The 13,093-nt window shown below is 71.0% G+C and carries 13 protein-coding genes; 8 read left to right on the forward strand and 5 right to left on the reverse strand.

Translation table 11 applies throughout. From position 1 onward, the window contains the following. Positions 1 to 36 precede the first annotated feature (36 nt). From ACWCYY_RS20130 to ACWCYY_RS20140, 3 genes are read right to left on the reverse strand one after another with little or no spacing between them, the layout of a single operon-like run. Entirely contained in the window at positions 37 to 885 is an 849-nt protein-coding gene (locus tag ACWCYY_RS20130; protein WP_449796822.1) for a helix-turn-helix domain-containing protein, read from the reverse strand. A gap of 26 nt (positions 886 to 911) precedes the next feature. Next, a complete protein-coding gene (locus tag ACWCYY_RS20135) occupies positions 912 to 1,436 on the reverse strand; it encodes a DUF6879 family protein (protein ID WP_449796823.1) in 525 nt (174 codons plus the stop codon). Further along, positions 1,417 to 1,671 (reverse strand): hypothetical protein, encoded by a 255-nt coding sequence (locus tag ACWCYY_RS20140; protein WP_449796824.1) that lies wholly within the window; start codon positions 1,669 to 1,671, stop codon positions 1,417 to 1,419. Before ACWCYY_RS20140 ends, ACWCYY_RS20135 begins: the two co-directional genes overlap by 20 nt. Before the next feature lie 405 nt (positions 1,672 to 2,076). On the opposite strand from ACWCYY_RS20140, the gene ACWCYY_RS20145 reads away from it, so the two are divergent. From ACWCYY_RS20145 to ACWCYY_RS20170, 6 genes are all read left to right on the forward strand, one after another. Next, a complete protein-coding gene (locus ACWCYY_RS20145; protein ID WP_449796825.1) occupies positions 2,077 to 3,429 on the forward strand; it encodes an MFS transporter in 1,353 nt (450 codons plus the stop codon). Between the two features lie 81 nt (positions 3,430 to 3,510). After that, on the forward strand, positions 3,511 to 5,421 hold the full coding sequence (locus tag ACWCYY_RS20150; RefSeq protein WP_449796826.1) for a helix-turn-helix domain-containing protein: 1,911 nt from the start codon (positions 3,511 to 3,513) through the stop codon (positions 5,419 to 5,421). Positions 5,422 to 5,636: 215 nt separating this feature from the next. After that, a complete protein-coding gene (gene lipB / locus ACWCYY_RS20155) occupies positions 5,637 to 6,407 on the forward strand; it encodes a lipoyl(octanoyl) transferase LipB (protein WP_380150215.1) in 771 nt (256 codons plus the stop codon). Positions 6,408 to 6,551: 144 nt separating this feature from the next. Continuing rightward, the gene (lipA, locus tag ACWCYY_RS20160; protein ID WP_449796827.1) at positions 6,552 to 7,505 is read left to right on the forward strand and encodes a lipoyl synthase; all 954 of its coding nucleotides are present in this window, start codon (positions 6,552 to 6,554) and stop codon (positions 7,503 to 7,505) included. A gap of 152 nt (positions 7,506 to 7,657) precedes the next feature. Continuing rightward, positions 7,658 to 7,849, forward strand: coding sequence for a hypothetical protein (locus ACWCYY_RS20165; RefSeq protein ID WP_396292401.1), 192 nt, complete (start codon positions 7,658 to 7,660; stop codon positions 7,847 to 7,849). 108 nt (positions 7,850 to 7,957) lie between these two features. Next, positions 7,958 to 8,647, forward strand: coding sequence for a DUF4191 domain-containing protein (locus ACWCYY_RS20170; RefSeq protein ID WP_345284803.1), 690 nt, complete (start codon positions 7,958 to 7,960; stop codon positions 8,645 to 8,647). A gap of 74 nt (positions 8,648 to 8,721) precedes the next feature. On the opposite strand, the gene ACWCYY_RS20175 is transcribed toward ACWCYY_RS20170, so the two are convergent. Next, on the reverse strand, positions 8,722 to 9,189 hold the full coding sequence (locus tag ACWCYY_RS20175) for an RDD family protein (protein ID WP_345284805.1): 468 nt from the start codon (positions 9,187 to 9,189) through the stop codon (positions 8,722 to 8,724). 260 nt (positions 9,190 to 9,449) lie between these two features. Between ACWCYY_RS20175 and glnA the strand changes: the two genes are divergently transcribed. Continuing rightward, positions 9,450 to 10,862, forward strand: a complete 1,413-nt coding sequence (gene glnA / locus ACWCYY_RS20180; protein WP_345284807.1) for a type I glutamate--ammonia ligase — start codon at positions 9,450 to 9,452, stop codon at positions 10,860 to 10,862. 117 nt (positions 10,863 to 10,979) lie between these two features. Here glnA and ACWCYY_RS20185 read toward each other — a convergent pair whose 3' ends face one another. After that, the gene (locus tag ACWCYY_RS20185; protein ID WP_449796828.1) at positions 10,980 to 11,672 is read right to left on the reverse strand and encodes a hypothetical protein; all 693 of its coding nucleotides are present in this window, start codon (positions 11,670 to 11,672) and stop codon (positions 10,980 to 10,982) included. Between the two features lie 146 nt (positions 11,673 to 11,818). Here ACWCYY_RS20185 and ACWCYY_RS20190 point away from each other — a divergent pair, with 146 nt between their 5' ends. After that, positions 11,819 to 13,087 (forward strand): hypothetical protein, encoded by a 1,269-nt coding sequence (locus ACWCYY_RS20190; RefSeq protein WP_449796829.1) that lies wholly within the window; start codon positions 11,819 to 11,821, stop codon positions 13,085 to 13,087. Positions 13,088 to 13,093 lie beyond the last annotated feature (6 nt).

The following is a 13,093-nucleotide window of genomic DNA, read 5'->3' on the forward strand; positions in this document are numbered from 1 at the left end:
GGAGGGTTCCATCACCTTGCACGGTCTTGCATGGAATCACCCGAGAGAGACGACAGCCTCCCTGACCAGCCCACGTGCGGCCTCGCCGTGTACGGCCATCGAAGAGAGGGTCTTGAATGCCTTCCCGTACAGGGCGATCTCGCTGGGCGCGGTGATCGTGAGGTTGGCTGACAACGTCTCGGCGATGACCTGCTCGTCGTCCAGCATCGTGAACGCTTCGAGAGGCCACATCTTCCGGGGCGCGGCGAACGGGATGATGCCCAGGCTCACGCGGGGAAGCTTCATGACTTCCACGATGCGAGCAAGCTGTGCCAGCATCGCCAGCCGATCGCCGAACGGGTAGCGGAGGACCGTCTCCTCAAGAACGATGGCGAAGCGAGTCGTGCCCTCGGTCAGCAACTTGCCGCGTTCGAGCCGCGCGGTCACAGCATCCGTGACGTCGTTCGGAGTGCCCTGGAAGTCAGTGAAGGCCCCCATCAGGGCCGTGGCGTACTCGCGGGTCTGAAGGATTCCAGGGGCGACGTTGGAGACGTAGATGCGACACAGGGAGGTGCGCTGAAGTAGAGCCTTGAAGTCCTCCTGAGACCGGCGCATCCCGTACCGGTGGACCTTCTTCCACTCCATGTACATCGAGTCCGCTGCGCGGCTTGCCGCGATGATGTCCGCGGCCCGGTCCTCCGCGCCACAGGCCGAACACCAAGCTCGGATATCTGAGTCCGAGGGCGGCGTCTTGGCGTGTGCGATGCGCGAGACCTTCGCTTCGCTGAAGCCGGTCCGACGAGCTACCTCATGACCGGTGATCCCGGCATCGCGCTGAAGGTCCCGGAGTCTCTTGGCGACGGCCGCACGGGCTGCTTGAGCGCTCGAAGATGGGGAGATGGCCATGAGGTAGCTCTTCAGTTTTCGACGGATCAGATGGAGTACTTCTCGTGCGGCGTAGCCCGACGCCAGACATGCTCGAAGGCGTTCGCACACAGCGACGCCACCTCCGGCTCCGTCGTGAAGTCCTCACCCAGGTACTCGCCGTCACCGGAAAAGTGCCCGAAGCGGACGACCTGACCATCGATCAGCCAAAAGTCGTTCCCAGGAAGCGCGATGTCCGACGCTTGACGACGGGCCAACCAGCGGACCTCTTCACCGGCATCGATGTTGACCTGAGTAGCCGCGTGCTCGTAGCGGATGTAGTCCGTCACCGGCTCGGAGACGATCCGGGCCCGACGAACGGATACCCCGCGCAAAACCAGCTCACTGATGATGGCGACCCATGGACCCCAGTAGTGCGAGTCCGGGTCAACGTCCCGTTCGCCGGTCTGACGCCACCGCTCGAAGTCCTCGGCTTCGTCGGAGACTCCGTAGGCGTCACGCATCTCAAGGTGGACTGCGCTGACCCGCGCGCCCTTGAGGAGTTCGATGAAGTCAAACTCGCTCTGCGTCATCGCACGCCTTCCTCAGGAGAGCCACCATCCGGCGCGGAATCCTGACTACCGTCTCGTGGTCGGGGATCGTGTTGTCGTGGTCGGGCCCGTGGCCGGCCTCCAACACCTTCGACAAGAGGTCGGCGTCCGCCGTGTACCCCTGGATGATGATGTCGCCGTCCTCGTCGTCGACCCACACGGTCGGACTGTTCGCTGTGCCGGTGTCCGGGTCAACCCCCACGAACCGTACTGCCATGACTGCCCCTCCTGTCACTTGGCTTGCGCGATCTTGCACCGTGACTTGCTCGGGCCATCGTGGCGCGTACACGTACGGGCTGTCCCCGCTTTTGGCCAACCCGTGAGCTGACCTTCGGCCAACCGTCCGGCAGTCCACCGCAGGTCACTCAGAGTCAGCACCAACTCAGCACGGGACGGGTGTGACCAGGTGTTTCGGGGCGCCTCCAGGTCAGCACCGAGTCAGCACCTGCGTCTCCAACACCCCGTCAGGAGTCACCCTTCGCCACCTTGCCTCCGCGTTCACTCGGAGGGTGGCGTGCCGCATCACAGGAGTCGCACTTCTTATGTGGTTTTCCCACATAGCCCACTGACCTGCGGTTTCCTACCGTGTGGCGACACCGTCCCCCGCCCGGAAGTGGTGACCATGGCCGCCTCGGCTCCTGCTAGACCTTCCACCAGCTCACTTCGCCGCGTAGTCGCCGCGAGCCTCATCGGCACGACCATAGAGTGGTACGACTACTTCCTGTACGGCACCGCCGCCGCGCTGGTCTTCAACAAGGTCTTCTTCCCGAACAGCGACCCGCTGACCGGCACCCTGCTCTCCTTCCTCACCTACGCCATCGGCTTCGCCGCCCGCCCGATCGGCGCGCTGGTCTTCGGCCACTTCGGCGACCGGATCGGCCGCAAGAAGCTCCTGGTGCTGAGCCTGCTGCTGATGGGCGGCTCGACCACCCTGATCGGCGTGCTGCCGACGTACCACCAGATCGGCGTGGCCGCACCGCTGCTGCTGACCGCGCTGCGGCTGGTGCAGGGCTTCGCGCTCGGCGGCGAGTGGGGCGGAGCGGTGCTGCTGGTCTCCGAGCACGGGGACGCGAAGCGGCGCGGCTTCTGGGCCTCCTGGCCGCAGGGCGGCGCCCCGGCGGGCAACCTGCTGGCGGCCGGCGTGCTCTCGCTGATGACCGCGGTGCTGTCGGACGAGGCCTTCGTGTCCTGGGGCTGGCGGGTGCCGTTCCTGCTCTCCGCGCTGCTGGTGATGGTCGGCCTGTGGATCCGGCTGGCGGTGGACGAGTCCCCGCTGTTCCAGCAGGCGCTGGCCGCGGCCGCGGCGCGCGAGGCGCAGGCGCCCGAGCAGCCGCCGCTGGTCGCGGTGCTGCGCCACCACTGGCGCGAGGTGCTCACCGCGGTGGGCGCGCGGATGGCGGAGAACATCTCCTACTACGTGATGACCACCTTCGTGCTGGCCTACGCGGTGGGCCACGTGCACCTGCCCAAGCAGACCGCGCTCAACGCGGTGCTGATCGCCTCGGCCGTCCAGTTCGCGCTGATCCCGCTCTTCGGAGCGCTCTCCGACCGGGTCGGCCGCAAGCCGGTCTACCTGGTCGGCGCGGTCGGGGTCGGCGTCTGGGCCTTCGTCTTCTTCGGACTGGTGGACACCAGGAGCTTCGGCTCGCTGCTGCTCGCGGTCACCGTCGGGCTGGTCTTCCACTCGGCGATGTACGCCCCGCAGGCGGCCTTCTTCTCCGAGCTGTTCGCCACCCGGATGCGGTACTCCGGTGCCTCCATCGGCGCCCAGTTCGCCTCGGTGGCGGCCGGCGCCCCCGCGCCGCTGATCGCCACCGCCCTGCTCAAGGACTACGGCAGCTCCACCCCGATCTCGGTCTACGTGGCGATCGCCGCCGTGATCACCGTGGTCGCCGTCCTCTGCGCCCGCGAGACCCGCGGCCGCGACCTCGCCGAGGTGGGCGCCGACGAGGCCCCCGCCCTGGCCAAGGTCTGATCGTTCGTCACGCGGCGGCCGGTACCAGTGCGGTACCGGCCGCTGCGCACCCGGCAGAGAACTGGCACGATGGCCCGCACCATGGACGACCCGCCCCTCCCCAGCAGCGCCGCCGCCCTGCGGCGGCTGCTCGACCTGCTCGCCTCCGGCGCCGCCACCGAGGACTTCGGCGAGGTGCTCGCCGAGGCGCGCCGCCGGGGCGCCCCGGCGGCGGTGCTGGCCGAGATCGACGACGCCACCTGGCTGGCCCTGCGGGTGCACCGGACGCTGCGTCAGCACCGGCGCCGGGAGGCCGAACTGACGGCGCTCTTCGACACCGCCGGGGACCTGGCCGCCTCCCGGGACCTGGACTCCGTCCTGCAGGCCATCGTCCGCCGGGCCCGGATGCTGCTCGGCACCGACACCGCCTACCTGACCCTGCCGGACCGGGCCGCCGGGGACACCTACATGCGGGTCACCGACGGCTCCGTCTCCGCGCTCTTCCAGAACCTGCGGCTCAGCCTCGGCGACGGCCTCGGCGGCCTGGTCGCGCAGTCCGCCCGCCCGTACGCCACCCCGGACTACCGGACCGACGAGCGCTTCCACCACACCGGCACCATCGACGCGGGCGTGCTGGACGAGGGCCTGGTCGCCATCATCGGCGTGCCGCTGCTGCTCGGCGGCCAGGTGATCGGCGTGCTGTTCGCCGCCGACCGCTCGGCCCGGGCCTTCTCCCCCGACGAGGTGGCCCTGCTCTGCACCCTGGCCGCGCACGCCGCCATCGCCCTGGACACCGCCAACTCCCTGGCCGAGACCCGGGCCGCACTGGCCGAGCTGAACACCGCCAACGCCGTCATCCAGGCCCACTCCGAGGCCGTCCAGCGCGCCGAACGGGCCCACGACCGCCTCACCGACCTGGTGCTGCGCGGCGCGGAGGTCCCGGACGTGGCCGCCGCGGTGGCCGCCCTGCTGGGTGGCGAGGTGGGCGTGTACGACGCCGAGGGGCTCGTACTGTCCGGGCGCGCGCCGGGGCCTGACGGACTGTCGGAGCTCGCCGCCGCCTCGCGCGCCGAGGGGCGCGCCGTCCGGCACGGCGACGCCTGGATCTGCGCGGTGCTGGCCGGCCAGGAACCGCTCGGCGCCATCGTGCTGCTCGGCCGGCCGGGGCTGGACGACGCCGACCGCCGCCTGTTCGAACGGGCCGGGGTGGTCACCGCCCTGCTGCTGCTCCTTCGCCGCTCGGTCGCCGAGGCCGAGAACCGGGTCCGCGGCGAACTGGTCGCCGACCTGCTCACCGCCCCCGGCCGCGACCCGGCGGGCCTGGTCGCCCGCGGCCGACGCCTGGGCGTCGACCTGAACCGCCCGCACCTGGTGCTGGTCGCCGCCGCCCCGCCCGCCGCCCCGCCCGCCGAACGGGCCCGGCTCGCCGGAGCCGCCGCCCGCTACCTGTTCGGCGCCCGCGGCCTCAGCGCGGAGCACGGCGAGGCCGTGGTGCTGCTGCTCCCCGACGAAGGGTCACCGAGCGCGGGCGAGGCCGCCGCCCAGGCCGCCGAGCGCCTGGCCCGGCTCACCGGCACGCCGGTGACGGTCGGCGCCGGACGGGTCGCCACCGGGCCGGTCGAACTGGCCGCCGCGTACGGGGAGGGGCTGCGCTGCGTCCGGGCCCTGCGGGTGCTCGGGCGGGACGGGGACGGCGCCTCCGCCGCCGACCTCGGCTTCCTGGGCGTCCTGCTCGGCGACGGGCACGACGTGGCCGCCTTCGTCCGGGCCACCCTCGGGCCGCTGCTCGACTACGACTCCCGGCGCGGCACGGAGCTGGTCCGCACCCTGCGCTCCTACTTCGACTGCGGCGGCAGCCTCACCCGCGCCAAGGACGAGCTCCACGTCCACGTCAACACCGTCGTCCAACGCCTCGACCGCGTCGAGGTCCTGCTCGGCCCGGACTGGAACCACCCGGAACGGTCGCTGGAGCTCCAACTCGCCCTCCGCCTCCAGCTCTTGGCACACGACTAGGCGCCCAGGGGCGCGAGGAACTGCGCGCAGGGGAACGGCAGCACGTGCAACTGACTCGACTGCCCCGACCTGACCCTGGTCCGCCTTCCGTACTCGCGCAGTTCCCCGCGCCCCTGGTGCCCTCCGGGCACCATGAGCCGGCGGCGTACAGTGGCGTGGTCGGTTTTGACGCCTGGCAAGGAGCAGCGGTGAGCGAGCACGTACGGTTCGTGCACATGGGCATAGGCGAGCGCTCGGTCCCCTACGAGGAAGCCTGGGCCGAGCAGCAGCGGCTCCACGAGCTCCGCGTCGCCGACGAGATCCCCGACACCGTGCTGCTGCTGGAGCACCAGCCGGTGTACACCGCCGGCAAGCGCACCAACCCCGAGGACTACCCCCTGGACGGCACCCCCGTGGTGCAGGTCAACCGGGGCGGCGAGATCACCTGGCACGGCCCGGGCCAGCTGGTCGGCTACCCGATCGTGAAGCTGCCGGACCCGATCGACGTGGTCGCGTACGTGCGCCGCCTGGAGGAGGCACTGATCCGCGCCTGCGGCGAGGTCGGCATCGCCACCACCCGGATCGAGGGCCGCAGCGGCGTCTGGAAGCTCGGCGCCGAGATCCCCGGCGCGGTGGTGGACCCGTCCGAGGTGGTCGAGATCGGCAAGCTGACCCTGCGGATGGGCCTGCCGCTCGGCATCGACCCGCGCCTGGCGGGCCCCGAGTACGCGCCCTCCAACGCGGGCCAGCGCGGCGACGACCGCAAGCTGGCGGCGATCGGCGTCCGGGTCGCCCGGGGCGTCACGATGCACGGCTTCGCGCTCAACTGCGACCCCGACATGACATGGTTCGACCGGATCGTGCCCTGCGGGATCCGGGACGCCGGGGTCGGTTCGATCAGTTCCGAACTGGGCCGCGACTTCGGCGTCGCCGCAGCCCTGCCGGTGGTGGAGCGGCACCTGCGCGAGGTGCTGGCCGAGCTGCCGGAGCCCGCCCTGGCCCGCTGAGGCCCCCGGCACCCCGCTCCGCGCGGGAATGCCACCCGCCCGTCACGCGCTGTCGTCCCTGCGAATACAGGGCCCGCGCCCGGTGAAACCCGCACAAGCACAGGCGTACCCTAGGGGTACCCCGTCTAGTTCTAGGAGTCGCACGTGTCCGCTGTCGCGCCCGACGGCAGGAAGCTCCTCCGCCTGGAGGTCCGCAACAGCGAGACCCCCATCGAGCGGAAGCCCGAGTGGATCAAGACCCGAGCCAAGATGGGGCCCGAGTACAACGCCCTCCAGTCGCTGGTGAAGAAGGAGGGGCTGCACACGGTCTGCCAGGAGGCCGGCTGCCCCAACATCTTCGAGTGCTGGGAGGACCGCGAGGCCACCTTCCTCATCGGCGGTGACCAGTGCACCCGCCGCTGCGACTTCTGCCAGATCGACACCGGCAAGCCCGCCGACTTCGACCGGGACGAGCCGCGCCGGGTCGCCGAGTCCATCGTCACGATGGACCTCAACTACGCCACCATCACCGGCGTCGCCCGCGACGACCTGGAGGACGGCGGTGCCTGGCTGTACGCCGAGACCGTCCGCCAGGTGCACGCGATGACCGCCGCCCGCGAGGCCGGCCGCACCGGCGTCGAGCTGCTCATCCCGGACTTCAACGCCGTGCCCGAGCAGCTGGCCGAGGTCTTCTCCTCCCGCCCCGAGGTGCTCGCGCACAACGTCGAGACGGTGCCCCGGATCTTCAAGCGGATCCGCCCCGCCTTCCGCTACGAGCGCTCGCTGGACGTCATCACCCAGGCCCGCGCGGCCGGGCTGGTCACCAAGTCCAACCTCATCCTGGGCATGGGCGAGACCCGCGAGGAGGTCAGCCAGGCGCTGGCCGACCTGGTCGGGGCCGGCTGCGAGCTGATCACCATCACCCAGTACCTGCGCCCCTCGGTGCGGCACCACCCCGTCGAGCGCTGGGTCAAGCCGCAGGAGTTCGTCGAGCTCCAGGAGGAGGCCGAGGAGCTGGGTTTCGCCGGCGTCATGTCGGGCCCGCTGGTCCGCTCCTCGTACCGCGCCGGGCGGCTGTACCGGCAGGCGCTGGAGCACCGCGAGCGCGCGGCGGTCTGAGTCGGACGTACGGCGGGAGGCCGGGGCGAACGCCCCGGCCTCCCGGCCGTTCCGGAGCACCGCGGACCGTTCAGCTCCGTTCCTGCGGGCTTTTCATCGGGCTTTGACCGTTCGGTCACCGCCCGGCAACACAGGAGGGGGACCCTGACAGCATGCAGAAGAAGACCGGAGTCCTGGTTTACGCACTGCGTCGCACCGAGCGGGTGCTGCTGGCCGGCGGCCAGCTGAGGGCCCGCCGCAACGCCTGGTCGGCGGTCGTGGAGAACCGGCAGCACGCCGCGGACCGCGCCGAGGTGGCCGGGCTCTTCCCCGCCGAGGCCGACGGACAGCGCCGCCACGCCTGACCTGCGCGGTCGCCGGACGGCCGGCGGGCACCCGTCGGGGGCGCGTCCGGGTTGCAGTTTGGGGGCGCCCTTGGATATCCCGTGCTCCCGCCACGTACCATGAGCGGTATGGCGAGGCAAACATCCGAAACCCCTGGGCGGCTCAAGCAGATCCGCCAGGCGTACACCATGACCAAGAAGGTCGACACCAAGATCGGCCTGATCATCGCGGCCGTCGGTCTGCTCACCTTCGGCGTGTTCCTCGCCATCGGCTTTGCGATCGACCACCCGATCTACCTGGGCATCCTCGGCTTCATCGTGGCCTTCCTGGCCATGGCGATCGTCTTCGGGCGACGCGCCGAGCGGGCCGCCTTCGGCCAGATGGAGGGTCAGCCGGGCGCCGTCGCGGCCGTGCTGAACAACATCCGCCGCGGCTGGAGCGCCAACCCGACCCCGGTCGCGGTCACCCGCAACCAGGACGCCGTCTACCGCGCGATCGGCCGCCCCGGCATCGCGCTGATCGGCGAGGGCAACCCGAACCGGGTGCGTGCCCTGCTGGCCGCCGAGAAGAAGAAGATGGCCCGCGTGGTCGGCGACATCCCGGTGCACGACATCGTGGTGGGCAACGGCGAGGGCGAGGTGCCGCTGAAGAAGCTCCAGGTGCACCTGATGCGCCTGCCGCGCTCCATCACCCCGGGCCAGGTCACCGAGACCAACGACCGCCTGCGCGCGCTGGGCGACCTGCTCTCCAAGGCTCCGATCCCCAAGGGCCCGATGCCCAAGGGCGCACGGATGCCCAAGGGCGGCCAGGTCCGCTGACCGCTCCCCCACCAACGCCACGGCCCCGCCGCGAGACTCTCGCGGCGGGGCCGTTCACTTGCTCCGGCGTCCGGTCAGATCCGCACCTCGACGGTGCGCACGGCCTTGTCGTGCAGCCCCCGGGTGTCGCGGTCCCAGACCACCGCCGGGATCACCAGGACGAGCAGCAGGGTGCGCAGCAGCACCTGCGGGATGCTCGCCCGCCCGCCGTCCAGCCGGACCACCCGCAGGCCGAACAGCCGCTTGCCGACCGTCGTCCCGGTGGTGGAGAGCAGGAGCACGGCGACGGCGTAGTAGAGCGGGGTGGTCCACATGTTGGCCGACCCCGGGGCGCCCTGGGCGATCAGCCCGAAGGAGACCAGGCTGCACAGCCAGCCGTCCACGAACAGCGCGCCGATCCGCCGGCCCGGGCCGGCCAGCGAGCCGGGGCCCTCCTTGGGCAGCCCGAGGCGCTCACCCCGGTACCCGAAGTCGGCGCCCATCTTCTCGGCGGCGGCCTTCGGTCCGTCGATCCACGATCCCAACGCTTCTCTGGTGTCCACGAATCCACACTATCCGGGCAGTCCCGGCGATCTTCGGGCCCCTCCCCCCGAGCGGGTGAATCGCTCTCGGCGGCCTTCACTGAGTGGTCTGGACCACTTGTCGGGCACCTGCCGTCCACGGGTGCTGATTTGCCCGGAACCGTACGCCTTTGACTCCCCCTTGAGCAGCCCGGTTAACATCTAGGAAACGAAAGGGTCACCAGCCGGAAACGGCCGATTCCTAGGGTTGACCCCTAAAACACGCTCGCTGAGGAGGATGGATGTTCAACAACGCCGCCGAGGTCAAGCAGTACATCGCGGACAACGACATCAAGTTCGTCGACGTGAGGTTCTGCGACCTGCCGGGCGTCATGCAGCACTTCTCCGTGCCAGCGGCGACCTTCGACCCGTCCGAGACCCTGATGTTCGACGGCTCGTCGATCCGCGGCTTCCAGGCCATCCACGAGTCCGACATGGCGCTCGTCCCCGACCTGGCCACCGCCCGGCTGGACCCGTTCCGCAAGGACAAGCACCTCAACATCAACTTCTTCATCCAGGACCCGATCACCGGCGAGGCCTACAGCCGCGACCCGCGCAACGTCGCCCGCAAGGCCGAGGCCTACCTGGCCTCCTCCGGCATCGCCGACACCGCCTACTTCGGGCCCGAGGCCGAGTTCTACGTCTTCGACTCGGTCCGCTTCGAGACCAGCGCGAACGCCTCGTACTACCACATCGACTCCGAGGCCGGCGCCTGGAACTCCGGCTCCGAGACCGGCGACGTGCGCGGCTACAAGGTCAAGTACAAGGGCGGCTACTTCCCCACCCCGCCGGTCGACCACTTCGCCGACCTGCGCGCCGAGATGTCGCTCGAACTCGCCGCCGCCGGGCTGGAGGTGGAGCGCCAGCACCACGAGGTGGGCACCGCCGGCCAGGCCGAGATCAACTACAAGTTCAACACCCTGCTGCACTCCGCCGACGACCTGATGCTGTTCAAGTACATCATCAAGAACGTGGCCTGGCGGAACGGCAAGACCGCCACCTTCATGCCCAAGCCGATCTTCGGCGACAACGGCTCCGGCATGCACGTCCACCAGTCCCTGTGGAGCGACGGCTCCCCGCTCTTCTACGACGAGCAGGGCTACGCGGGCCTCTCCGACACCGCCCGCTACTACATCGGCGGCATCCTCAAGCACGCCGCCTCGCTGCTCGCCTTCACCAACCCCTCGGTGAACTCCTACCACCGCCTGGTCCCCGGCTTCGAGGCCCCGGTCAACCTGGTCTACTCCCAGCGCAACCGCTCCGCCGCGATCCGCATCCCGATCACCGGCTCCAACGCCAAGGCCAAGCGCATCGAGTTCCGCGCCCCCGACCCGGCCTCCAACCCGTACCTGGCCTTCGCCGCCATGCTGATGGCCGGCCTCGACGGCATCAAGAACAAGATCGAGCCCCTCGAGCCCGTCGACAAGGACCTCTACGAGCTGGCCCCCGACGAGCACGCCTCCGTCCCCCAGGTCCCCAACTCCCTCGGCGCCGTCCTCGACGCCCTGGAGGCCGACCACGAGTACCTGCTCGCGGGCGGCGTCTTCACGCCCGACCTGATCGAGACCTGGATCGACTACAAGCGCACCCACGAGATCGCCCCGATCGCGCTGCGCCCGCACCCGCACGAGTTCGAGCTCTACTACGACCTGTAGAGGCACCACCGAGCTGCTGGACGCAGTTCGGGACCGCCAACGTTTCCGCAGGTCAGGGACTCTCCTGGCCTGCGGAAACGCATGTCGCGGGGCCGTGGCCGGCCCGTGCTGCGGCGCTCACTCCGAGGCTCGCTCCGGCGTTTGGTGGAAGCGGTCCACGCCGGTCGGTGTGAGTTCCCATCCGCCGAGGAACTCGTCGCGGACCCGGACCGCGAGGAGGACCGCGTCGGGCGGCGTCCGGTCGTCCGGGTCCGGGTCGGTCCGCGCGGAGCCGAGGTGGAAGGCGACGACGGGGGCCGCGGGATCGTCGGTGGCGTAGCTGAGGGTCTTGGGTCGGTGCGGGTCCGGCGGACCGAACGTGACGGACGGCGGGCCGAATTCGGCCAGGACGTCGGGCAGGGAGCGGTCGCTCTCCGTCCAGGTCACGGCCCGGTCGACGACGGCGGCGTGCTCGGTGGGCGTCAGGCTTCGGTCCAGCCGGAGCCAGCCCCGGCGGTGGGCGTCCTCGCCGTACTGGGACGCGATCACGTAGGTGTCGGAGTCGGGGAACGAGCCCCGCAGCAGCGCCGACGGGGCCAGGCGGGCGTTGGTATCGGGGATCCACACCTGACCCGAGGGACGCCGCTCGCCCGCTGCGAGCCGGTCGAGGAGGCGCGCCACCTCCGGCAGGCCGCCGAACTCCTCGGGCCGGCGCACCGCCTGGTTGAACTCCTCCCGCAGCCGTCCACCGTCCCCGTCGACCCGCTCCGGCAGGACCACCTCGGGCGCCGCGCGACGGGCTCGGGACCGTGACGAAACGTCAGACACCATGGCGCCAGTCTCCCAGCGCCTCCAGGGGGTCGGCAACGATCATCCGCACCGGGCGTTCGCAGGACCTGCGGAGGTGGGTGCCCGGGCCCCGAGGGCTCGATCGCCGTCGGGGTGCCGCTGTCGGTGACGCTGGTTAGCGTGTCGGCGTGACGGATCTCCAGGTCGTGGCAAGGGCGTTGGTCGGCGGCGGGTCTTCGGTGGAGCGGTTGGTGTGTCATCCGCGGCTGCCGTTGGTGGCCGTGTGGGAGTCCGAACGCCCGGTGGTGCGGGTGTGGGACCACGAGGGGGCGCAGCTGCGGGAGCTCGGGTTCGTGGGCGCCGAGGACGAGGGGTACGGCGATGCCGTCGGGTGGGACCGGATGGAGTTGATGCCGGCGGCGGCGTGGCATCCGGAGCGGGCGCTGCTGGTCGTGGCGACGGGGGAAGAGCTGTGGCAGTGGACTCCTGACGGGGTGTCCGTCATCGGTGGGGGCTCCTCGTACCGCTGTCTGGCGTTCAGTCCGGACGGGCGGGCGCTGTGGGCCTCGCCGTCGTACCGGGACGGGGCCGAGGACTGGGAGAGCTCGGACGTGATCGACCTCGGGTCCGGGGCCGTCGGCGGCGGGCCGAGGTGGGACACCGGGGTCACGGTGCATCCCGGCGGCGGGCTGGTGGCCACCCTGGCCAGTGACCAGGGGGCAACCTTCTGCGTGTTCGCCTCCACCGGGAGCGGCGACGGTGACGCGCCGTCCGCGATGAGGTGGCTGCGGCACGCGCTGATCCTGGACTGCGACGGCTACGAGGCCCCGGTCTTCAGCGCGGACGGCCGCCACTTCGCGATCCGCGGCAACGCGTACGGCAACTACGTGGAGGTCTTCGCGTTCCCCTCGCTCCGGCGCGTGCTGTCCGCGCCGCTGGGCGACCCCGACCCCGGCTTCCCGTATCCGCCCGGCTGGCTCGCGCAGATGGAGTCCTGGGCGGGGTACAACCTGGCCTTCGCCGAGCGCCCGGGCGTGCTCTGGATCGCCACTCCCGACGGTTCCCTGCTCGAGGTGGAGGTCGAGAGCGGCGCCACGACGGAGCACGGCGGCCCGCCCGGGGCCCGGCTGACCGCGCTCGCGGCGACCCCGGCGGGCGAGCTCCTCACCGCCACCGATGGTGGTGGGCTGCTCCTGCTCTCCGTGCTGACCGACGCCGCGACGGCGGCGGCCACCGTGGACAGCAAGGAGCTCGCCGGAGCCGCGGTCGCCGCGTTCCTGGCGGCCACCTCCGAGGTTCCCGCCGAGGGCGACCCGGAGGCCGGCCTCGTCCTGACCGACGGCACCCGGACCTGGGAGGACGATGACCTGTCGACGGTGGAGGAGGCCGACCCGACGGATCCGAGCTGGCTCCGACTCCGGGCCGCCGTCAACAAGATGACGGCCGAGGGCGCGTGACCGGTC

The sequence above is a fragment of the Kitasatospora sp. NPDC001664 genome, assembly GCF_053596675.1.